Source organism: Arthrobacter sp. 3Tela_A (genome assembly GCF_049311025.1).
Lineage (GTDB): Bacteria > Actinomycetota > Actinomycetes > Actinomycetales > Micrococcaceae > Arthrobacter_B.
The window spans coordinates 14,457-35,020 of record NZ_JAXIOM010000030.1 but is presented as its reverse complement, the minus strand read 5'-3'; the positions used below and the strand labels follow the sequence as shown (position 1 = coordinate 35,020).

Annotated in this window: 18 protein-coding genes; 9 read left to right on the top strand and 9 right to left on the bottom strand. The window is 61.7% G+C overall.

Features of this window, described 5'->3' with window-relative positions; all coding sequences use genetic code 11:
* Nucleotides 1-161 precede the first annotated feature (161 nt).
* The 6 genes from TVC13_RS10395 (at nt 162) to TVC13_RS10370 (ending at nt 5,238) form a co-directional block, all read left to right on the top strand.
* Entirely contained in the window at nt 162-1,673 is a 1,512-nt protein-coding gene (locus TVC13_RS10395) for an ABC transporter substrate-binding protein (RefSeq protein ID WP_422401133.1), read from the top strand.
* Nucleotides 1,674-1,911: 238 nt separating this feature from the next.
* Nucleotides 1,912-2,901 carry a thioredoxin-disulfide reductase gene (trxB, locus tag TVC13_RS10390; RefSeq protein ID WP_422401142.1) on the top strand — a complete coding sequence of 330 codons (990 nt, stop codon included), beginning with the start codon at nt 1,912-1,914 and terminating at the stop codon, nt 2,899-2,901.
* A 22-nt stretch (nt 2,902-2,923) separates the two neighbouring features.
* Nucleotides 2,924-3,250, top strand: a complete 327-nt coding sequence (trxA, locus tag TVC13_RS10385) for a thioredoxin (RefSeq protein ID WP_055242830.1) — start codon at nt 2,924-2,926, stop codon at nt 3,248-3,250.
* An 8-nt stretch (nt 3,251-3,258) separates the two neighbouring features.
* Complete coding sequence (locus TVC13_RS10380) at nt 3,259-4,446, top strand: peptidoglycan-binding protein (protein ID WP_422401132.1); 1,188 nt, start codon at nt 3,259-3,261, stop codon at nt 4,444-4,446.
* A 67-nt stretch (nt 4,447-4,513) separates the two neighbouring features.
* Nucleotides 4,514-4,942: a hypothetical protein gene (locus tag TVC13_RS10375; RefSeq protein WP_422401131.1), complete on the top strand. Its 429-nt coding sequence runs from the start codon at nt 4,514-4,516 to the stop codon at nt 4,940-4,942.
* Nucleotides 4,939-5,238 carry a transcriptional regulator gene (locus TVC13_RS10370; RefSeq protein WP_422401130.1) on the top strand — a complete coding sequence of 100 codons (300 nt, stop codon included), beginning with the start codon at nt 4,939-4,941 and terminating at the stop codon, nt 5,236-5,238. Before TVC13_RS10375 ends, TVC13_RS10370 begins: the two co-directional genes overlap by 4 nt.
* A gap of 57 nt (nt 5,239-5,295) precedes the next feature.
* Here TVC13_RS10370 and TVC13_RS10365 read toward each other — a convergent pair whose 3' ends face one another.
* The 9 genes from TVC13_RS10365 to rpmH form a co-directional block, all read right to left on the bottom strand.
* A complete protein-coding gene (locus TVC13_RS10365) occupies nt 5,296-6,189 on the bottom strand; it encodes a hypothetical protein (protein WP_422401129.1) in 894 nt (297 codons plus the stop codon).
* Nucleotides 6,190-10,066: 3,877 nt separating this feature from the next.
* Nucleotides 10,067-11,443 carry a ParB/RepB/Spo0J family partition protein gene (locus TVC13_RS10360; RefSeq protein WP_422401128.1) on the bottom strand — a complete coding sequence of 459 codons (1,377 nt, stop codon included), beginning with the start codon at nt 11,441-11,443 and terminating at the stop codon, nt 10,067-10,069.
* Nucleotides 11,444-11,544: 101 nt separating this feature from the next.
* Nucleotides 11,545-12,684, bottom strand: a complete 1,140-nt coding sequence (locus tag TVC13_RS10355) for a ParA family protein (protein WP_422401127.1) — start codon at nt 12,682-12,684, stop codon at nt 11,545-11,547.
* 114 nt (nt 12,685-12,798) lie between these two features.
* A complete protein-coding gene (rsmG, locus tag TVC13_RS10350; RefSeq protein ID WP_422401126.1) occupies nt 12,799-13,428 on the bottom strand; it encodes a 16S rRNA (guanine(527)-N(7))-methyltransferase RsmG in 630 nt (209 codons plus the stop codon).
* Nucleotides 13,429-13,456: 28 nt separating this feature from the next.
* A complete protein-coding gene (locus TVC13_RS10345) occupies nt 13,457-13,996 on the bottom strand; it encodes a protein jag (protein ID WP_422401125.1) in 540 nt (179 codons plus the stop codon).
* A complete protein-coding gene (gene yidC / locus TVC13_RS10340) occupies nt 13,993-14,955 on the bottom strand; it encodes a membrane protein insertase YidC (RefSeq protein WP_152225176.1) in 963 nt (320 codons plus the stop codon). Before yidC ends, TVC13_RS10345 begins: the two co-directional genes overlap by 4 nt.
* A 9-nt stretch (nt 14,956-14,964) precedes the next feature.
* Complete coding sequence (yidD, locus tag TVC13_RS10335) at nt 14,965-15,351, bottom strand: membrane protein insertion efficiency factor YidD (RefSeq protein ID WP_422401124.1); 387 nt, start codon at nt 15,349-15,351, stop codon at nt 14,965-14,967.
* 14 nt (nt 15,352-15,365) lie between these two features.
* A complete protein-coding gene (gene rnpA, locus TVC13_RS10330) occupies nt 15,366-15,725 on the bottom strand; it encodes a ribonuclease P protein component (protein WP_422401123.1) in 360 nt (119 codons plus the stop codon).
* A 60-nt stretch (nt 15,726-15,785) separates the two neighbouring features.
* Nucleotides 15,786-15,923, bottom strand: a complete 138-nt coding sequence (gene rpmH, locus TVC13_RS10325) for a 50S ribosomal protein L34 (protein ID WP_055854070.1) — start codon at nt 15,921-15,923, stop codon at nt 15,786-15,788.
* A gap of 462 nt (nt 15,924-16,385) precedes the next feature.
* On the opposite strand from rpmH, the gene dnaA reads away from it, so the two are divergent.
* The 3 genes from dnaA (at nt 16,386) to gnd (ending at nt 20,518) form a co-directional block, all read left to right on the top strand.
* Nucleotides 16,386-17,804, top strand: coding sequence for a chromosomal replication initiator protein DnaA (gene dnaA, locus TVC13_RS10320; RefSeq protein WP_422401122.1), 1,419 nt, complete (start codon nt 16,386-16,388; stop codon nt 17,802-17,804).
* A 559-nt stretch (nt 17,805-18,363) separates the two neighbouring features.
* A complete protein-coding gene (dnaN, locus tag TVC13_RS10315; RefSeq protein ID WP_422401121.1) occupies nt 18,364-19,488 on the top strand; it encodes a DNA polymerase III subunit beta in 1,125 nt (374 codons plus the stop codon).
* Between the two features lie 67 nt (nt 19,489-19,555).
* Nucleotides 19,556-20,518, top strand: a complete 963-nt coding sequence (gene gnd, locus TVC13_RS10310; protein ID WP_422401120.1) for a phosphogluconate dehydrogenase (NAD(+)-dependent, decarboxylating) — start codon at nt 19,556-19,558, stop codon at nt 20,516-20,518.
* Nucleotides 20,519-20,564 lie beyond the last annotated feature (46 nt).

The following is a 20,564-nucleotide window of genomic DNA, read 5'->3' as shown; positions in this document are numbered from 1 at the left end:
CAACTCAGGTTTTGACCGCCGCCGCGGGTAGCATGGGTACAAAGTGGGCAGTACCGGGCGGGTTTTGGCCCCTTGGTACTGCACGAACCGCACCGGCCGCCCTACCGGCGCCGGTGGCAACATCCAGCTTGCAGTCATAGCCGTTTCCACGGGAGGAACACGTGCCACAGCCGGTAAATGCTGGTTCAGTGCTGGGCGGCCGATACAAGGTCACCGCCCAGGTTCTGGCCTCAGCAGAGAATGACCTCGTCCTCGACGGCGTGGACCAGGTACTCAACCGTGCCGTTAGCATCCTCGTCGCAGCGCCCCAGAACGCCAGCCAGGTCAGCGCCAGCGCGCGGGAGATCGCCATTGGTGAACGCCATTCCGCCGTGCAGATCCTGGATCTGGGCGTCAGCGACGGCTGCACCTATCTGGTCACCTCCAACGCCAATGCCGCCGACCTTCTTGACCTGGTCATAGAGCGCGACGCCCCCTACGTGGAGCCGTTTTTCACGGACACGCTCGGATCCGAGATCTTTGGCATGCCCCGGTCCCGCGAGCCGGAGAACGTCGAAGAAGACCGTTACGTCGAGGAATACGAACCCCGGGACCGCAAACCTCTGCTCTCCAACCTGCCCAAGCCCCACCTTCCGCGGTTTGGCCGCGGCGCCGGCGCTGCGGCGGGCACGGCAGCGGGTGCAGCGTCCGCGGCTGAAGCCGAGCGGGACCTGGAATTCGGCGGAGCGCAGGAAGCACCGGCAGAGGCGGTTACTGGTGCCGGCGTCGTACCTCCCCCTCCCAGCCAAAGCCCCCGGCCCGCCGGCTATTCGGCACCCACCCGGGACACTCCCATCCAGTCCCCCAAGGTGAGCCGCTGGGAAGACGAAGATGATTTCCCCGCCGAAGGCTACGCGGCCGCCGGCCCCGGTCCCGGAGACCGCAAGGCATCGAACTTCCCGCGTACCGCCCTGGGCGCGGACTACGAAACCGAAGAAGAATACGACAGCGGTGACGACGATCAGCCCAGCCGTGGAAGCGACCGCAAGTTCGGCCGTGTGCTGGTGGGGGCAATCCTCAGCGTCGTCCTGCTGGTTGCCGTGGTTCTCGCGTTCACCAACTTGGGCCGAAACGTGGACATGTTTGCCGGCGATGAGGCCACCAGCCCGGTAGCCGAGTCCCCAGCGGTTTCCGAGGACCCGGCCGAGGAGGCAGGGGCCTCCCTGCCGGTACCTGCCACAGCGGGCATTACCCGCCTGGTGCCGGGCAACCAGGAACTCGACTCAGTGAACGACGCCGCCCTGCCGCAGATCATCGACGGAAACGACGCCAGCTACTGGTCCAGCTACGTCTACGCCTCCGACACCTTCGGCGGTCTGGCTCCGAGCCTGGCTCTCGTCGTTGAACTGGAAGAAGAATCCGCGATCAGCAAGGTGGACATCACCCAGCTCAACGGAAGCGGCGGCAACTTCTCCGTGATGCTCAACGATTCCCCGTCACTGGACGGGGCAACCACCGTTGCGCAGAGCGGCTTCACCGGACCCACCACCTCGATCAATGTGCCCAACGGCGCAGACGGGGAACCTGCGTCTGCCAGCTACGTGATCATCAACTTCACGCAGCTTCCGCGCCTCAGCGGAGTGCAGGCCGAATACCCCTGGGGACTGCGCATCGCCGAAATCAGTGTCTCCTAACAGCCCATTTGGGCTGCAGGAAACCGGGCCGGCGGCCCATCATGTGACGCGGATGCCATTCGGAATAAGCTGTTCCGTGTCAGTGTTGTGAGGTGTAGTTAGCGGTTCGAAGTGTTCCGCTGAAGCGAAGCACTTGTTCTCCCCGGAACTTCAAGGAAACCCAAGGAAACCCCAGGAAAGAGGTTCACAGCACGTGAGCACAGACATTCGTCCCGATGCCGCAGGCTCCGGCCAGGAAATCCGCGATGTGATCATCGTCGGTTCCGGCCCCTCCGGCTACACGTCAGCCATCTACACGGCCCGGGCGAACCTCAAGCCGCTGCTGATCGCCAGCTCGGTCACCGCCGGCGGCGAACTGATGAACACCACTGACGTAGAGAACTTCCCGGGCTTCCCCGAAGGCATCATGGGCCCGGACCTGATGGCAGGCCTGGAGAAGCAGGCCGAACGCTTCGGGACCGAGATCCTCTTCGAGGACGTCACCTCCGTGGACCTGGGCGGTGAGATCAAGAAGGTCACCATCGGCACCGGGGAAACCTTCCTGGCCCGCTCCGTGATCATCTCTACCGGCTCCGCCTACCGCGAGCTGGGACTCGAGGACGAGAAGCGGCTCTCCGGCCGCGGCGTCAGCTGGTGCGCCACCTGCGACGGCTTCTTCTTCAAGGGCCAGGACATCGCCGTCATTGGCGGCGGCGACTCCGCGCTGGAAGAAGCCCTGTTCCTGACCAAGTTCGCGGCCTCGGTGACGATTGTGCACCGCCGCAACACCCTGCGTGCTTCCAAGATCATGCAGGACCGCGCACTGGCCAATGAGAAGATCCGCTTCGTCTGGGACTCCGAGGTTGTTGGCATCCACGGCGAGGACAAGGTCACCGGCATCCGTCTGCGCAGCACGGTCGACGGCGCCGAATCCGAGCTGGCTGTCACGGGCATTTTCGTGGCAATCGGCAACGATCCGCGCGTGGACCTGGTCCGCGACCAGCTCGAGCTCACCGAAGCCGGCACCATCGCTGTCCAGGGCCGCACCTCGAAGACCTCCCTGCCGGGCGTCTTCGCCGCCGGCGACGTCATTGACCCGACCTACCGCCAGGCCATCACCGCCGCCGGATCCGGCTGCGTAGCCGCGCTCGATGTCGAGCATTACCTGGCGGACGTTGCGTCCGCCGCGACCGCTGCCACCGTTCCCACCCCGGCGTCGGAAACCGTTTCCGAAAACGCTTCCGTCTAGAGATCCACAAGGAGCAAGAACCATGAGCAACGCCAAAGACGTAACGGATTCCTCGTTCAGCACCGACGTGCTGGCAGCGGACAAGCCCGTCATTGTGGACTTCTGGGCCGAGTGGTGCGGTCCGTGCCGCATGCTCTCCCCGATCCTGGACGACATCGCTGCCGAGTACTCGGACAAGGTGGACGTCGTAAAGGTCAACGTTGACGACAACCCCGCCATCGCTGCCAAGTACGGCATCACTTCCATTCCCGCTGTCTACGTTTTCAAGGGCGGTGAGGTTGCGGCGACGTCTATCGGCGCGAAGCCGAAGCAGGTCCTTGAGCAGGAATTCGCGGCCTACCTGAAGTAGGTCACACTATGCATCCGACGGACGAGAGTCTGCGGAGGCTGGACTCCAGCCGGCGCGTGGTGGCGCTTCGCGAAGCGCTGCTGCGTGCCGGCATTTCCATGTCCTACCTCGCCCCCGACTCGGTCAATAATCCCGCCGTTTTCGACGACCACGTCGATGCGGCGGTCCGGGCCTTTCAGCAGAGCCGCGGGCTGATTGTCGACGGCGTGGCAGGCCCCGACACCCAGCGCGCCCTCGCCGAGGCCCAGTTCCGCTTTGGCGACCGCGTGCTGGCCTACCTCGAAGGGCAGCCGGCTGTGCGCGGGGACGACGTCGCCGAACTGCAGCGCCACCTCTCCCATCTGGGTTTCTATTACGGGCACATCGACGGCGAGTTTGGTGTCCGCACGCGCTATGCCGTGGCTGAACTGCAGGAGAACCTGGGCATCCCGGGCACGGGCGTGTGTGACGGAGACACGATGACTGCCATGTCACGCGTCAACCGGGCGATTTCGCCGAGCCAGGCCTACGCGCTGCGCGACTACGAGCGGCTGGACCGTTCAACAGCCGCGCTGCGCGGCCGCACGATCACCCTCAACACCGGGCGTTCCGAGACCCCGTCTGAGCACGCTGCCGAGCGGCTCACGGGTGCGCCCCTGACGGAACGGCTTGTAGCCTCCGACGTCCGTGCGCGGGTGGAGCGGATCCTGCGCGAGTTCGGTGCTGAGGTAGTGGAGTACGACGCCGCTGCCGCCAATGATCCCGCTCCGGGACGGGCGCCGAGCCTTAACGTAAATATCCACTGCGACTGGCTGGACCAGCCGGCAGCCTCGGGCATCGCCGCCTACTACTGGGGCCTTCCGGTCACCGGCGAACCGCGGTCCCCTATCGGCCAGCGTGCAGCCATCCTGATGATCAAGGAACTTGCTGCCCGCACCGATATGGCCAGCTTGGGAACCCACGCCCGCACCTGGGACACCCTGAAGCTGCCGGGCATCCCTTCTGTTGGCATTGATCTCGGTTACCTGAGCAACTTCCACGACGCCCACAGGCTCGCTGATCCGGTGTTCCGGCAGACCGTTGCCGACTCGATCGTCATCGCCATCCAGCGGCTGTACCTGCTGGAGGAGGAAGACCAGCCCACGGGCACTCTTGCCCTCGACGATGTCAGCCGGTTCAACCCGATGGAAGACCGGCAGCGGGTCTCCGGGCTGTAGCAGACCCGGCTTTTATTCTTTGCCGAAACCCTTTCCATGCCGGAAACTATCTCGTATTGTTTCCGGCATGGAAACTACCGGACCCGCCCCTGACCGGACTCAGGCTGCAGCCGAACTTGCCGCCGCCAGGCATGCAGAGGACACTATCCGCAGTCTCCCCTGGCCCTGGTGGCTGTACACCGGCAACGGAATCCTTCTGGGTGCGGCAGCCCTGGCGCCGCTGCTGGGCTCGCCCCTGGGTTCCGGCCTCCTTATAGTCCTGATGCTGGCGCTCTGCGTTTTCAACTACTGGGCCGGGTCCCGCATGGGAGCACCGTATGCCGTTCCGCGGAACCGGGCTTTCCTGGCTGCCGTCTCAGTTTCCGGATTGTTCCTGACTGGCTCAATTGCCACCGCGGGGGTTGGCCAGACCGGTCTCGTTTGGATCTGCGCCGGCGGAACCGTGGTTAGCTACGCCGTCGGGTCCCTAATTCATTACCGGGGAACCCGTCAGTGAAGGCGAAGCTCGATCCCGTTATCCACCCCACAGCACGGCTGCAGCTCTGTTCCATGCTGGCTGCGGGAACATCGGTGGAAACATCCGTCCTTCGCCAGGCCCTGGGCCTCTCCCCTTCTGCGTTCAGCAAGCAGGTTTCTGCACTGACAGATGCGGGCTATGTCAGTCAGGAGCGCGGAACGCTGGATTCAAGGAAAACCTGGCTCAGTCTCACCAGCGCCGGTGCCAAGGCATACCGGAGCCATGTCGATGCACTGGAGGAAATCGTGTCCGGGAGATTCATTCCCGGCGCTTAGCAGAAACACCTAAGCCGGGTGGTGAGCTGGCCGATGGTGATGGCAGGCGCGCTCCCGTCAGCCCGTGGTGATGCCAGGGCTACTCGGCGCCCAGGCTGACGTCGCTTCAAGTCCTTGCACGCTCCAGTCTGCGGAGTTCACGACCTGCCCGCCTTCATCCGTGATCAGGATCAACGTTCTGCCTCCGCGCATTGTCGCCGTACTGCCGACGCGGAGGTCCCAGGGACGTCGCTCCAGAAGCTCCCCGTCGTTACTGAACCGGAACAGGGAGTTCTTCCCATCGGAGGGCTCGTGGACCGCGACCCAGGTGTTCGTCACCGGGTCGTGGAGGATGTGGCTGAAGTGTTCAGCTATCCTCGCTCGTTCTTGCCCGTCGGAGTCGAGAATGCGTAAGGGTCCGCCTATCTCGTTGATCGCCAGGTTCTCCCCGTCGCTGGCCGCGCTCCAAACCATATTCAGTCCGGTCGAAATTCGGGACCCCAGCGGATCCAGCGAACGATCCAGCAGACGGCACCAACCGCCACCTACTGCAAGCGAGAGCTCGGGGCGCAGTGCGATCAGTCTCAACGCCCCGCGCAGGGTACGCACTTCCTCCCCGGTCGTTGCCTCCAGCACGCGGGTGGCCCTGCGGAGGTGAGTGATGACTACACGACCTCCAGTGAGGGCAGTCACGGCTTCTATGTTCGTGCGGCTGCGGTCCTGCCACAGCTGCTGTCCCGTCAGGTCGTACCCGCATACGCCGTGGCGCTCCCATGCGCCGGCCACCACCACGGGGTGCTCACCGGGCACCAGTGCCCCTCGCCAGCCGCCGGAGTCCCAAATCGTTTCGAACGTGGCGCAGCGCGCACCGCGCATCAGTGACCACACGTCAACGACTCCCTTGGGCCGTGCGGTGACCAGCAGGTTCTCTTCCCACGGTGGTGCGGCCACCTGGCGAAGGTCGATTATCACGGAGCACCCGCTACGACCCCATTGATGATCATGCAGAGGACTCTGCCGGTGGATCCGATAGCGGTCAAGTGCCCAGTGGTGTACGACGTTCCCCGCGTGATGATTCGTTTAGTCAGGTCCTCAAAGCCTGCATCGTGAGCCCTGCGGCGCTCTCTTTCGTCGCTGATGTCCTTCGGGATTTTCCCGCCCCCTTGCCCTGCGGGTAGACATGCCTCGGTCGGCCACAGTTCCGCCAGCAGCCAAAACAACGGAGGAGAGCGAAGCTCGCGGCCAGGAAAGTCTCTGATCTGGTCCACACCAGCACCCGATTCCGCTTCACAGACACAGAGGCGTCCAGGCCGAGGACGGTGGGCGTGGCGTTCCGTGTGCCCGTCGCGGTCGAGCTCGGTCCGCCGCAACAGTGGGCTGCCTAGCGGGCCTGGCGATGCACAGCACCGCAGACCTGCACCCGCACTGGCGGAAGTTGATGCCCGGGACGTCGCTGTCAGGCTGAAGACACACGGTCCACGCCGCATAGGCTGGGTGGAGTTGGAGGATGAAACCCTCACCGAGATTAAAGTCCTCAGCAGGTTCGATTTGGACCTCGCCGGTCAGATGACCGTCGCGTCCGACCGGAGCCGCGGGGCTGCTCACCCGATACAGCCGGCGTTGGACGGGGTCACAGGCCCCCCCCAACTGGACCATCCGGCGGTGGCAAACTTACACACCCGGCATTCCACCCCACGGGCGTCGAAAACCACCGGCCGGACATTACCCAGTGGAATCCCCTCCCCTACTTAGACCTCGGCGGCTTTCTACCTCATCCAACCGCGTAAATACTCGCCGGTGGGTCCGGTCTCATCCTAATAAGTGCGAGGTGACGCCGCCGTACCGGTTTCTCTGCCGTACTAAGTGGCCTCATCTTCCGGCTCTATTCATCCTGGATGTATGCGACATAGGCGTCTCGGCGGTTCGGAGGTCCTGCTGGACCCATCGTTACGAAAGAACTAACTCGTACGGATCCCGGCATCGCCAAGCGGTCGGTGCGTCATCATCCTCAAAGGTCAGCGAATAGGAATCTGTTTCACGTGAAACGTGAATGGAGGATGCATCACGCGCCCACGGTTCAGCGCATAACCGGATCGATACAGCCGGGCTTACGATACAAATGACGTTCCATATTCCGGCCATTGTCTTGGGGTTTTCAAGGCGAGTAGCCGTCGCGCAAGTTAGCGAGCTACCCCCCCCCGGTTCAGACGTACACCACAGCAGCCAGTGGCTAACTCTTCAGTCTGGGCATCCTGTACCTCGCCAACCACACCAACTCAGCTGGCACGTTCCACCGCGTTCTGGCAGCGGCATCACCGCCCGGAACCCAGGCCATCTGTAGCTTCAAAGGCCAGGGGACTATCCAACCATAAAGTCGACCTTCGGCCGAGTTGCTCGGATCAGTTCACCGGTAAAGGGTGTGGGCGACTGGGCAGGCCGGACGTGGATCTTCGGTGGCGACCGGCACGACGTAGGGAATCGAGGTCCAGATAGGTAGACGACAGCAGACCAGTAACGTTTCACGTGAAACCGCCTAAGGCTTTAGCCGAACTGGAAACCAATCTGTGCAACCACCTGGCCAACTCCGGTACTTGAAAATGAGCCCAAGAGGTCGTTGTAGCAGCCACGGTCCACAGAAGCCGGAGGGAAGAGATCATTCTGACTGGGCGCCCCGGCCCGGCGCCTTCCCTCGGTGGTAGTTATGGCGAGGAAACAGCCGGCCCAGCTCAGCAGGCCTTATTACCGTCGTGCTAACCAGACGTATGTTGTCATCACAAAGGGGTCGGGTGACCTCCCGCCACCGCCCGCCAGATCATCGCATCATGATTACAGCCGGGTGCGGGGCCCAAATTCTCCGAGTATGTGTAGCGCCTCGGGCACCGGCCATTACTCCGGAGCTGTGATGTTTCACGTGAAACTTCAGGGCAGGAAAGCCGCCGGTGCTCTGCAAAAAACCTATCTCCCCTCTGGAGTAACGGCAGAAGTGGATGCAGGCACGCGTTCGCAGTACGAAAGTGGGGCATGTCGAACACCAGTTAAGACGTGGCCGCCGCGCGCCGCCGTAGGGGTGAACGCTTATATGGACCTGCAAGTGCATGGAACTGCCTTTCGGCAATACAGGCTTCATCCGGAGTGTCCAGGGAAGCCTCTGTTTCGCGTGAGCCCACGCCAGCCACGCCCACGCGAGTCCCTGCCATTTCGGGCTACGGTGATTGCATCAGGCCGGGGGTCAGTTTCTTTACATCGGATTCCATCCCTCCTCAAGGTGGCCGTGGCTCTCTGGCTGGCCCGTGATCTGAGTCTGGGCCTGGGTCATCACCCTGCTTTACTACTCGGTGTCCCTACTCCAGGCCCCGTCAATCTCGGGCGTTGGAGCGAACGATTAAGGTGCATAGACTCGTCTATGTTGGCTGACCGCAGCCTCAAGGTGCAGCTGGCTGCAGGTCTAGAGTGAACACAGCGGACGCGACAACCAACCTGCGAGCTGGCACAACACCCCTTGGCTACTACATTTGCGCATTCCCAGGCCGTGTCATTTGAACACGCCGTGGCGTCGCGTGCCTACGCCTGCCTCCTCACCGATGTTGTTTCACGTGAAATAACACCAGTCCTCACGGGGGTAGGGTTCTCCACAACGGCCGGGAATCTGTATCCGGTTGTCGACCGGTGCCAGCTTCGGTGGCGTTCTCAGATGCCATCAACGTTCTACAGGTGGGGCGCGTAGCAGAAGAAAGTGAGTCCCCCAGACGCCCGCAGCTGATACCAGGACTTCGAAACCGGGATGAAAGCGAAGGCCCATTAGGGGAGCGCCGTAGAGGCGGTCTTTCTTGTTTCACGTGAAACAAGATCCGAAGTACATGAACCAAACAAACTGAGGGTGGGCCTTCGGTTCCTGACCAGCGCATAGGCTCCCAGTTGTCCGGGGGTTCCTGCACGCCTAGAACCTAGACCCCCCAATAGGGCGCGTCAGCCCGTGGTACGGTGCAGCTGCAGCTGCAGCTATAGCAGCGGCCGCGTAATGACCTCAGTAACAACTGAGTTGCACCCCGCGCTCTTAGCATCAGCGAGTTAAACCAGCCAGCCATACCTGCACTCCATCATCAGGTAGTCCACCTAGTTGTACGAAGCACATGGCGGGATCAACTTATACAGTCTGATAACGCGTGCATTGATGGCTTTGGTCATCCGGAACCAGGCGTCAGCACCGACATGGCGAGTGCAGAGAGTTTTATCGGATGAGTTTGAACCGCACCACAACGCCCGCCACTACCGAAAAAGGCATATTACTGACACTGAACCCGATGCGGGTCGAAACGAACTTCGACCTGTACTGTTTCGCTACAAACGCCTTCGCTACAAACGCCGCGATCTGACTGGCTTTGCTGTTCTTTTGCACACCTTTGACATCCCTACACCGGACTTCCCTGCTCGCGCACGTTTCACGTGAAACAGCTCCGTACATGCTGTATCAAACGACGGCGGGCTTTCCTGACCGCCTCACTTGACGATTGGCCCCTGGCACGGCCGCTCTACCGGAGCATCTTTTCCGTCCCGGTTGCTTCCTGAGAGCCACCATTACAACCGTCATGGAGCTGTTTCGTATCCTGAAGCAACTGAACCTTCCAGCTCAGCACCAACAGCCCGTGCAGAGCCCTTTCGTGTCGTTTCACGTGAAACACACCGTTCCGATAACGGGGCAGCGTGATCCGCGAGCGATGTGTGCCACCGTCCGAGGCAGTATGCGAAGAGCGGACGGGTTGGACGTGATGTACTCGAAGAAAACGAGTACATCCCAGAAAAAGAAAGGGCTCCTGTTTCACGTGAAACAGGAGCCCTCGCTGACTAGGACCTAGGAGGCCTGTCCGTCCACAGGGTTCAGGACCGTCATAATCCGGTTCAAGTCATCTACACTTGCGAACTCAATGCTGACCTTACCCTTGCGGGCGCCCAGAGTGATCTTGACATTGGTATCAAGACGGTCAGAAAGCGAGTTGGCCAGGTAATCGAGCCGTTCGTGGCGTGCACCAACCTTGGGCTTCGCTTCCTTTGCCGGCCGGCGAATTCCATCAGACAGTGCCACAACCTCTTCGGTGGCGCGTACTGACATTCCCTCGGCAACAATCTTCTGTGCCAGCTTCTCCATCTCAGCCGGATCGTTCAGACCGAGCAGGGCCCGCGCGTGCCCTGCAGAAAGCACACCGGCTGCCAGGCGACGCTGGACGAGAGGAGGCAGCTTCATCAACCGCAGGGTGTTGGAAATCTGCGGCCGGGAACGGCCAATCCGCTCGGCCAGTTCCTCGTGGGAGCACTCGAAGTCGTCCAGAAGCTGCTGGTAGGCAGCTGCTTCCTCAAGCGGGTTCAGCTGGCTACGGTGGAGGTTCTCGAGGAGGGCGTCGCGTAGAAGGTCAACATCCTGGGTGGACCGGATAATCGCAGGGACTACGGATAGCCCCGCTTCCCGGCTCGCCCGCCAGCGGCGCTCACCCATAACGAGCTCGTATGGATGCTCGGCATCCCCTTCAGCCGAAGGACGAACCACGATGGGTTGCAGGACACCGATCTCACGGATCGAGTGCACGAGCTCAGACATGTCATCTTCATCGAAGACACTGCGGGGCTGTTTACGGTTCGGATGGATGGAATCGATGGGCAGTTCGGCGAAACGTGCACCCGGAACTTCCATCAGCGTTTCACGTGAAACGCCATCCGCCCCGGGTTCTGACGCTACTGCCGGCTGAGCTGCCGCTTCCACTTCCTGAACATCATCTGCGGGCCCGGGCGACAGTTTGGATCCGTCTTCAGCGGCCTTGGAGGGGCTGCTGGCGGTCTTTGGGGCGGCCTTCCGGGTTCGGGGCTTGGCTACTGCTTTCTCGGCCTTCACGGCGGCCTCACGGGGAGATTCAGACTCCTCCACAGAGATTACGTCAGGCTGTGCAGTCTTGGCGGCAGGAGCCTTCTCGCCGGTCTTCATGGTGCGGGAGGAAGCGGTACGGGTTGCCGGCTTCTTCTTTGCAGGAGCCCTCAACGCATCCTTGTTGATTCCGGCTCCGCGGCGGGGACCGCTGGTGCGGCCAGGCGCTGCCTCGTCGCTTACGGACGTAAAAAACAAATCAACAGGACGGCCTGCACGCGCAGGCTGTCCGCCTTCGGTAGCTTCAACAGACTCAGCAGTACTGGGAATCAACGCACCCAGACCACGGCCCAAACCACGACGCTTTTCGGTCATGGGTAAGTCCTTCCCTTATGCACACAGCAAGCGGCATGGATTGATTGTGAGAGTATTCTACGGTTCGTCCCTGCGAACGGCCGGGATCCCGGAGGGAGTGTCTAGACGGAACGCTGTGCGATCTCTGCAGCTGCTTCCAGATAGGACAATGCACCTGTGGAGGACGGGTCATACGTCATGACCGTCTGCTGGTAGCTGGGTGCTTCCGAGATACGGACGGAACGCGGAACCACCGCGGCAAGCACCTGCTGGGGGAAATGCTCCCGGACTTCCGCGGCTACCTGCGCTGCGAGGTTGGTGCGGCCGTCGTACATGGTCAGCAGAATGGTTGAAACTACCAGATCAGCGTTGAGGTGCTTCTGGATCATCTCGATGTTCTTCAGCAGCTGGCTCAGGCCCTCCAGTGCGTAGTACTCACACTGAATCGGGATGAGTACCTCGCGTGCTGCAACAAAGGCATTCACGGTAAGCAGGCCCAGGCTGGGCGGGCAGTCGATAAAGATGTAGTCCAGGCGCTCTTCGCCCGCAGCCTTTCGCTCCGCGGCATACACGTCAATGGCCCGCCGCAGGCGCTGCTCCCTTGCAACGAGGGAGACCAGCTCGATTTCAGCGCCGGCCAGGTGAATCGTGGCGGGGGCACAGATGAGGTTCTGGATGTCCGGGCACTGCGCCACAACTTTGCCGAGCGGAAGATCATCGATCAGGACGTCATAGATACTCTCGACGTCTGCCCGGTGGTCGATCCCCAGCGCGGTGGAAGCATTGCCCTGTGGATCAATGTCGATCACCATGACGTTGAGTCCTGCCGTAGCCAGGGCCGCGGCCAGGTTCACCGTTGTGGTCGTCTTGCCGACGCCGCCCTTCTGGTTACTCACCGTCATGATCCGGGTCTCGGCCGGGCGCGGCAGTACGCGGCCGCGCAGCTTCTCCCGCCGGCGGGTTTCGCTGGCAAGTTCGCGGGCCAGGGGTGTGCTTTCGTCCATCAGGTCCATAACGTCTACCGACTCGGACGGGAGGACCGCCTGGCCGGCTACACCACCTTCGCTGGTCTCGGGATCAGGCACATGGAATGCGCCGGCAGACTGTGTTGCAACAGCATGTCCTGTTTCACGTGAAACAGGCAAGTGGCTTCCTGGCTCCTCAACCGGTTCAGGTTGTGACCTGGAAAAAGGCGACGAGAAGGCAGAACCGAGCGCAGCAAAGGGGGGAATACGTTTTGCGGCAGAATCGCGCACACTCACCGGGACATGCTCACTTTCACAACATAAGGCATTACTGCCACTAGCCTATCGGCTGCCCCGCCAAATTCAGGGACCGGTCCGGGTGTGTGGACAGCGGATGACCGCTGTCCGGCACTAAACCACAATGCGTACGACTGTGGTGTGTTCCTCCAGGAGGTTCTCCCCGGCGGTTACCACCGAGGTCTCCTTACCGCCCAGCCGCTTGATCTGCTTGGCGGCCTTTTCGATCTCTTCTGCGGCGCTCCTGCCCTTGATGGCAAGCACCTCACCGGAACCGCCAAGCAGCGGAATAGTCAGTCCAACCAACCCGGACAGGGCCGACACGGCACGCGCCGTCACCACATCTACGCTGACCTTGCCCACTACCTGCTCAGCGCGGCCGCGGATCACGTTCACGTTGTCCAGCCCGAGGTCCTCAATCACCTCATTGAGCCACGTCACGCGCCGCTCCAGTGGTTCGATCAGGGTCATGGACAGGTCGGGGCGCGCTATCGCCAGGCACAGGCCGGGCAGGCCTGCTCCCGAACCGACGTCGGCGACCTTGCTGGACTCGGGAATGAGGTCAGCTACGACGGCACAGTTGAGCACATGGCGGCTCCACAGCCGGGGAACTTCACGCGGACCAAGAAGTCCCCGCTCCATGCCGGATGTAGCCAGGTGCTCCACGTAACGCTCTGCCAGCGGCAGGCGGGCACCGAAAACCTGAACCGCCGCCGAATGCTCGGCCGGCGTAATCTCAACCACGTAAAAACTGTCCTTGTCTAAAAAGAGCCTAGGCGTCCGGCAGGGATACTACGATGTGCCGGCCTGCGCCTTCACCCTCGGATTCGCTGACGAGTCCGAGATCCGCAACGGCGTCGTGCACGATCTTGCGCTCGTAGGCGCTCATCGGTGCCAGAGCAATGTCCTTGCCTGACGTCTTGGCGCGGGACACTGCGTCTTCAGCGATCCGGTGCAGTTCCTCGCTGCGCTCCTTGCGGTAGCCGGAGATGTCGAGGACCAGTCGTGAGCGGCTGTCCGTAGCGGTCAGCACGGAGAGACGCGTGAGTTCCTGCAGTGCTTCCAGCACCTCGCCGTCGTGCCCCACCAGAGCCTGCAGCCCCGAGTCGTCTCCCTCTTCGGAGACTACGGAGATGTAGGTTCGGCCGCTGCGCACCTCGATGTCGATATCACCGTCGATATCGGCAATGTCGAGCAGTTCCTCCAGGTAGTCCGCCGCGACGTCGCCTTCTTCTTCCAGGCGGTTCACAGCACCGTTCCCGGCAGGTTCAGACAGTTCTTCCACGGTCTCGTCGACGTGCTCAGTGCTCATCTTTTCTTCCTGTTCTTGCGCTGGGGCTGCTGGCGCTGGCCCTTGGCGGGGACGGGTACTTCTTCAGCCGGCTCGGCCTTCTTCTCACCCAGCAGCGGGACCATGGGCAGGCCCTTGCGCGCACGGCGCTCGGCCAGTGCCTTAGCGGCGGGGGATCCGGGGGTCGGCATGCGGCGGATCACGAAGAACTGCTGGGCCATGGTCCACAGGTTGGTGGTGGTCCAGTAGATCAGGACACCGATGGGGAAGTTGATACCGCCGACGCCGAATACCAGCGGCAGTACGTAGAGCATCATCTTCTGCTGGCGCATGAACGGGCTCTGCAGGGCTTCTTCAGACATGTTCTTGGACATGATCTGCTTCTGCGTAATGAACTGCGAAGCCGTCATGGCGATGATCATGATGACCGAGAGGACGATCACCGAAGTGTGCCCCTCGGTGCCAAATCCGTGCAGCAGCGACGATGAGAGCGGTGCTCCCAGGATGGTCGCCTCATCGAACTGGGTGATTGCTGCGGGGGTTAGGGCGCCAATGCCCTCACCGCCGGCGCTGGCGTTGGATACGCCGTTTAGCACCTGGAACAGTGCGAAGAAGAACGGCATCTGGATCAGCATCGGCAGGCAGGCCGCGAACGGGTTGGTGCCGTGCTTCTTGTACAGCGCCATCTGCTCCTGCGTCATTGCCTGACGGGAGAGCTGATCGGTCTTGCCCTTGTACTTCTGCTGGAGCTTGCGCAGGTCCGGCTGAAGCGACTGCATGCCGCGCTGGGCCTTGATCTGCTTGACGAAGACGGGAATCAGCGCAGCCCGGATCACGATCACCAGGCCGATGATGGACAGTGTCCAGGTCCAGCCGGATGCGGCATCCATTCCGAGGAAGACGAATCCCTCGTGGAAGATCCACATGATCCATGACACCACCCACTTGAAGGGGAACAGTATCGTGTCGAAGAAACCCATTTACACTCCTCAAGCCGCCGAGCGGCTGTCTTCGTCTGCCGGAATCACGGGATGATTCAGCACAATAATCTTGGGGACTGAGTCCTGGGGCCAGGTCCGGTGTCCTTCGGGCACGTGGTCCACGCCGCCGTCGTTCCACGGGTGGCACCGCACCAGTCTTCGGGCGGCCAGCCATGTTCCCTTCACTGCGCCGTGCACAGTTATGGCCTCAAGGGCATATGCGGAGCAGGAGGGAAAGAAACGGCATACCGGTCCGTAGAGCGGGGAGACTACCTTGCGGTAGGCGATGAGGAAACCGATGAGAAGGTTTCGGGGCAGGTGCCAGATGAACAGAAGTACCCGCCGAAAAAAGGGAACACCAACAGAGGCCCTCGCCGGATCACCGGTGCGGCCCATGTTCTGTCCCTCCCTCACTTGCGCGGATCTTGCCGGGAAAGCTTGTTCAAACATGCAGAGAGGGCACCCGCGTAGTCGGCGCTTATCTGCGCCCACGACGCTGACGCCGCCGGCGGCAGCGCTCTAACGACTATGTCCAACCCGGTGGGGTTATCCACCAGGCTCTGCGCTGCTGCTTCTCTCAGTCTTCTCTTAACGAGGTTGCGTGTCACGGCGTTCCCAACAGCCTTCGACACAATGAACCCGACGCGCGTTGGCGCTGCCGGGTTTGGCACTGCATATAAGACTACGTTCCGGCGCCCGCTTCGGGCACCGGAACGTACGGTATGGGAAAAATCCGCCGACGACCGTACCCGGTTCCTCGCGGCCAGCATTCAGGACGCCAAGGTAGAGGGACTGAGCTGCTGGTGCAGCATCGGCAAACCTAAGGCTGTTTACGCCGACAGTTCGGTGCGGCCCTTGGAACGGCGTGCGGAAAGGATGGCACGGCCGGCACGGGTACGCATGCGAAGGCGGAAGCCGTGCTTCTTGGCACGACGGCGGTTATTCGGCTGAAAAGTCCGCTTGCTCACGGTGGTTACTCCAAGACAGTATGCGCTGCGCCTGCTGCATCAAGGGGGAAGCACAAGCGGCGCTAAGTTTTCATGTGACTGACTACGCTCAACCCGGACCTGGACCCTGATTCCCAGAACCCTGATGGGCATGAATGAGTGCAGATAGCAGACACAAAGGACTACTCAACGTTAGGTGAGAGGCACTTTCCAGTCAAACCGGGCTTCCACGCCCTGTGGGGGGCCGGACATCAACACCTGTGGACAAGTGGATCCGGGTACTGCAATACATGGCATTGTGAGTGACGTCCCAAGTGGCGCGGGGCCGCGGGAATCCAGCTACCGGCAAGGGAAATCTTGATCTAGGCTTGGCGCGGGGCGTTTTATCCACGGCTGTGCATAACTCTGTGGATGAGCCCTCCGGAATCCAGGCCTGGATCCCGGTTTCTTAGACCGCCCCTGTGGGCGTCACGAGAGGTTTCTGTGGGTACGGACGAAATCAACGATGTCGGCAGCTCCTGGCGCAAGGTCATCCGAACGCTGGAGACCGATGACAGGGTCTCGCCCCGGCAGCGCGGATTTGTGGTGCTGGCCCAGGCACAAGGCCTAATCGGCACCACCCTGCTGGTAGCTGTTCCCAACGAACTCACCCGCGAAGTCCTCCAGACCCAGCTGAAGAACATCCTCGACGAAGTCCTCAAGACGGTCTTCCAGGCCGATATCCAGTGCGCTTTTGTGATCGACGCCGATCTAACGCCGGTTGTGCCGGCAGAGCCCGATCCCGAACCGGAAGAAAACACTCCTTCTCCGGTCCCGTCAGGGGAGAGCGCCCCCTCGCCCACCCCGCCGAGCACTTCCCAGGAGTTCGGCCGGCTGAATCCCAAGTACGTCTTCGAGACATTCGTTATCGGTTCATCCAACCGCTTCGCCCATGCTGCAGCTGTTGCCGTGGCGGAAGCTCCGGCCAAGGCGTACAACCCGCTGTTTATCTACGGTGACTCCGGCCTGGGCAAGACACACCTGCTGCACGCGATCGGGCACTATGCCCGTCACCTCTATACCGGCATCCGCGTCCGGTACGTGAACTCCGAAGAGTTCACCAATGACTTCATCAACTCCATCCGGTATGACGAGGGAGCCAGCTTCAAGCAGCTCTACCGGAACGTGGACATCCTGCTCATTGATGACATCCAGTTCCTGGCCAACAAGGATGCAACGCAGGAAGAGTTCTTCCACACCTTCAATGCGCTGCACAACCACAACAAACAGGTGGTTATCACCTCCGATCTGCCGCCCAAGCAGCTTTCAGGCTTCGAGGAACGCATGCGGTCCCGGTTCGAATGGGGCCTGCTGACTGACGTCCAGCCGCCGGAACTTGAAACCCGCATCGCGATTCTCCGCAAGAAGGCCATTGGAGATTCGCTGAGCGCCCCGGATGACGTCCTGGAATACATCGCTTCCAAGATCTCCACCAATATCCGCGAACTTGAAGGCGCCCTGATCCGCGTGACGGCCTTCGCCAGCCTCAACCGGCAGCAGGTTGATGTGGGGCTGGCCGAGATCGTGCTCAAGGACCTGATTACCGACGACGGCGCCCAGGAGATCACGGCGGCATCGATCCTGGGGCAGACCGCAGCCTATTTCCAGATCAGCCTTGAGGAGCTGTGCAGTAAGTCCCGGACCCGCACGCTGGTGACGGCGAGGCAGATCGCCATGTACCTGTGCCGGGAACTTACCGACATGTCCCTTCCGAAGATCGGGCAGGAACTCGGCGGACGCGACCACACCACAGTGATCCATGCAGACCGGAAGATCCGGGAACTGATGGCCGAACGCCGTGCTATCTACAACCAGGTCACGGAGCTGACCAACCGGATCAAGCAGCAGCAGCGCGAAGCCTAGAAATCCGCGCCAGTGCAGGGATGTAAGGGCCCCGAAGGGGCTCGAAATTAACAGATGTGGACAAGGGTGTGGATAACTCGGTGGACAACCCGGATCTACGTGCACTTCCCTGTGGATACGCGGAATGCCAAAAAAGTTCCCAACACCCGGCCTCAGCGCGTAGGCTGACCATCCACAAGTTATCAACAGGCTTAAAACGCAGATCCGGGCCGCTGGGGCGAGTTGTCCACAGTATCCACAGGAGTTATTAACACTACGAATCTTAAGAATTTGGGTTCCACCAAATAACATCTGACCTTCTGCGACAAACATCCGACCTTCCCGGTATCGTCCACCGGATGCTCCGAAGGTGGTCTCCGGCTATCGTTGGGCAAACGCACAACGGTTCCGGATCTGCGGCGTCGTGCAGGGAAAACCCGGCTGGCGGTAAGCTGGCACAGAGTAGTGTTGTGATTCCCAGGCGGACAGCCCGGCGGCTCCGCCGCACGATTTGCTCCCTCACGTGTTCATGAAAGTTCAGTAGTACTGATAAGTACGTTGTGAAAGGCGGCACCCTGCAGTGAAGTTCAGAGTTGAGCGGGATGTCTTGGCTGAGGCGGTCACGTGGACAGCACGGTCCCTCTCCCCCCGCCCGCCGGTTCCGGTGCTTTCGGGCCTGCTGATCAAAGCCGAGTCCGGCTCGCTGAGCATCGCCAGCTTCGACTACGAGATCTCCGCACGGCTGCAGATCCCTGCTGACATCTCCGAAGAAGGAACCATTCTGGTTTCCGGCCGGCTCCTGGCTGAGATCTGCCGCAGCCTGCCCTCAGCTCCCGTCGAGGTCGAAACGGATGGAACGAAGGTCACGCTGACCTGCCGGAACAGCCGCTTCAACCTCGCGACCATGCCGGTCTCGGAATACCCTGAACTTCCCGCACTTCCCGACGTCAGCGGCGTCGTTGACGGCGATGCCTTTGCCCAGGCTGTTTCCCAGGTAATCATCGCTGCCAGCCGTGATGACACCCTGCCGATCCTTACCGGTGTGCGCATGGAGATCGAAGACGACCTCATCACGTTCCTCGCCACCGACCGCTACCGGCTCGCACTGCGTGAGCTGCAGTGGAAGCCGGCTACCCCGGGCATCTCCACTTCCGCCCTGGTCAAGGCCAAGACCCTGAACGAAGTCGCCAAGACCCTTGGCGGCGGCGGAGACCTGAACATCGCCCTGTCCTCAGACAGCGAACTAATCGGGTTCGAAAGCGGCGGACGCCGCACAACGTCCCTGCTGGTAGACGGCGACTACCCGAAGATCCGCTCGCTCTTCCCCGAGAACACCCCGATCCACGCAACCGTTGAAACCCATGCGCTGGTCGAAGCAGTCCGCCGTGTATCCCTCGTGGCCGAACGGAATACCCCGGTCCGCCTTGCCTTCACCGACGGACAGGTAACCCTCGACGCCGGGACAGGCGAGGACGCGCAGGCATCGGAAGCACTGGAAGCGTCCCTGGTGGGTGACGAAATCACCGTTGCCTTCAACCCGCACTACCTCAGCGAAGGCCTTGGCGCTTTCCCGAGCAAGTACGTGCGCTTCTCCTTCACCACCCCGCCGAAGCCAGCTGTGATTTCAGCCCAGGAAGAACTCACCGGAGACGACCAGGAAGATTACCGGTACCTGCTGATGCCGGTCCGGCTGCCCAACCAGTAAGGCTTTCAGCCGCATTTCGAGAGCCTTTTCAGTCCACGCCGCTGGACCTGAGCAGGAAGGAACCGAAATGCACATTGGCCTGATCGGACTTGGAAAAATGGGCCTGCCCATGAGGGACCGGCTGCGGTCCAAGGGCATCCAGGTATCCGGCTTCGACCGGAACCCGGTGCTTTCCGACGCCGGTTCACTCACAGAACTGGCAGCCCAGCTCACCGTGCCCAGGATCGTGTGGGTCATGGTTCCCAGCGGCGGAGCCACTTCGGCAGTGATCACCGATCTTGCCGAGGTCCTCGATGAGGGAGACCTGGTCATTGAGGGGGGCAACTCCCGGTACACCGAAGACCGGGAGCACGCTGGAATGCTTGCGGCCAAGGGCATCCGGTACCTGGACTGCGGTGTTTCCGGCGGCATCTGGGGCAGGGAGAGCGGCTACGGACTGATGGTGGGCGGCGATGCCGCCGACGTCAGTGAAGCGATGCCGGTTTTCGATGCGCTCCGTCCAGACGGGGAACGCGCCGACGGATTTGTGCATGCCGGCGCCACCGGTGCCGGGCACTACGCCAAGATGGTGCACAACGGAATCGAATACGGGCTCATGCAGGCCTACGCCGAAGGCTACGAGCTGCTTGAATCCCAGGAAATCATCGGAGACGTAGCGGGAATCCTCCGCGCCTGGCAAAGCGGTACCGTCATCCGCTCGTGGCTGCTGGAACTGGCAGTGCGTGCAGTTCGGGACGACCCCGGGCTTGGCAGCATAGCCGGTTTCGTCGAGGATTCCGGAGAGGGACGCTGGAGCGTTGAGGAAGCGCTGGCCGCTGAGGTTCCGGCTCCGGTCATCTCAGCCGCCGTGTTTGCCCGGTTCACCTCCCGACAAGACGATTCCCCCGCCATGAAACTGGTGGCAGCGCTCCGTGGACAGTTCGGGGGTCATGCCGTGAAGCAGGCTGAAGGACTGGATGGGCGGCCACCGGCACAGCGCCCCCAGTCCCCGGCTGAGCAGGCAATCGGTGAAACCGGAGCACCGGAGTAACCGGCGGTAGGCTGGATGAAGGGCCGCCTGCTGCGGCCCGCAGCAG

Coding starts and splice junctions, on each gene's coding strand:
- TVC13_RS10375 (WP_422401131.1), top strand. CDS start 4,514: ATGGAAACTACCGGACCCGCCCCTGACCGGACTCAGGCTGCAGCCGAA.
- TVC13_RS10380 (WP_422401132.1), top strand. CDS start 3,259: ATGCATCCGACGGACGAGAGTCTGCGGAGGCTGGACTCCAGCCGGCGC.
- trxA (WP_055242830.1), top strand. CDS start 2,924: ATGAGCAACGCCAAAGACGTAACGGATTCCTCGTTCAGCACCGACGTG.
- yidD (WP_422401124.1), bottom strand. CDS start 15,351: ATGGGCCGCACCGGTGATCCGGCGAGGGCCTCTGTTGGTGTTCCCTTT.
- TVC13_RS10360 (WP_422401128.1), bottom strand. CDS start 11,443: ATGACCGAAAAGCGTCGTGGTTTGGGCCGTGGTCTGGGTGCGTTGATT.
- yidC (WP_152225176.1), bottom strand. CDS start 14,955: ATGGGTTTCTTCGACACGATACTGTTCCCCTTCAAGTGGGTGGTGTCA.
- gnd (WP_422401120.1), top strand. CDS start 19,556: ATGCACATTGGCCTGATCGGACTTGGAAAAATGGGCCTGCCCATGAGG.
- TVC13_RS10345 (WP_422401125.1), bottom strand. CDS start 13,996: ATGAGCACTGAGCACGTCGACGAGACCGTGGAAGAACTGTCTGAACCT.
- rnpA (WP_422401123.1), bottom strand. CDS start 15,725: ATGCTGGCCGCGAGGAACCGGGTACGGTCGTCGGCGGATTTTTCCCAT.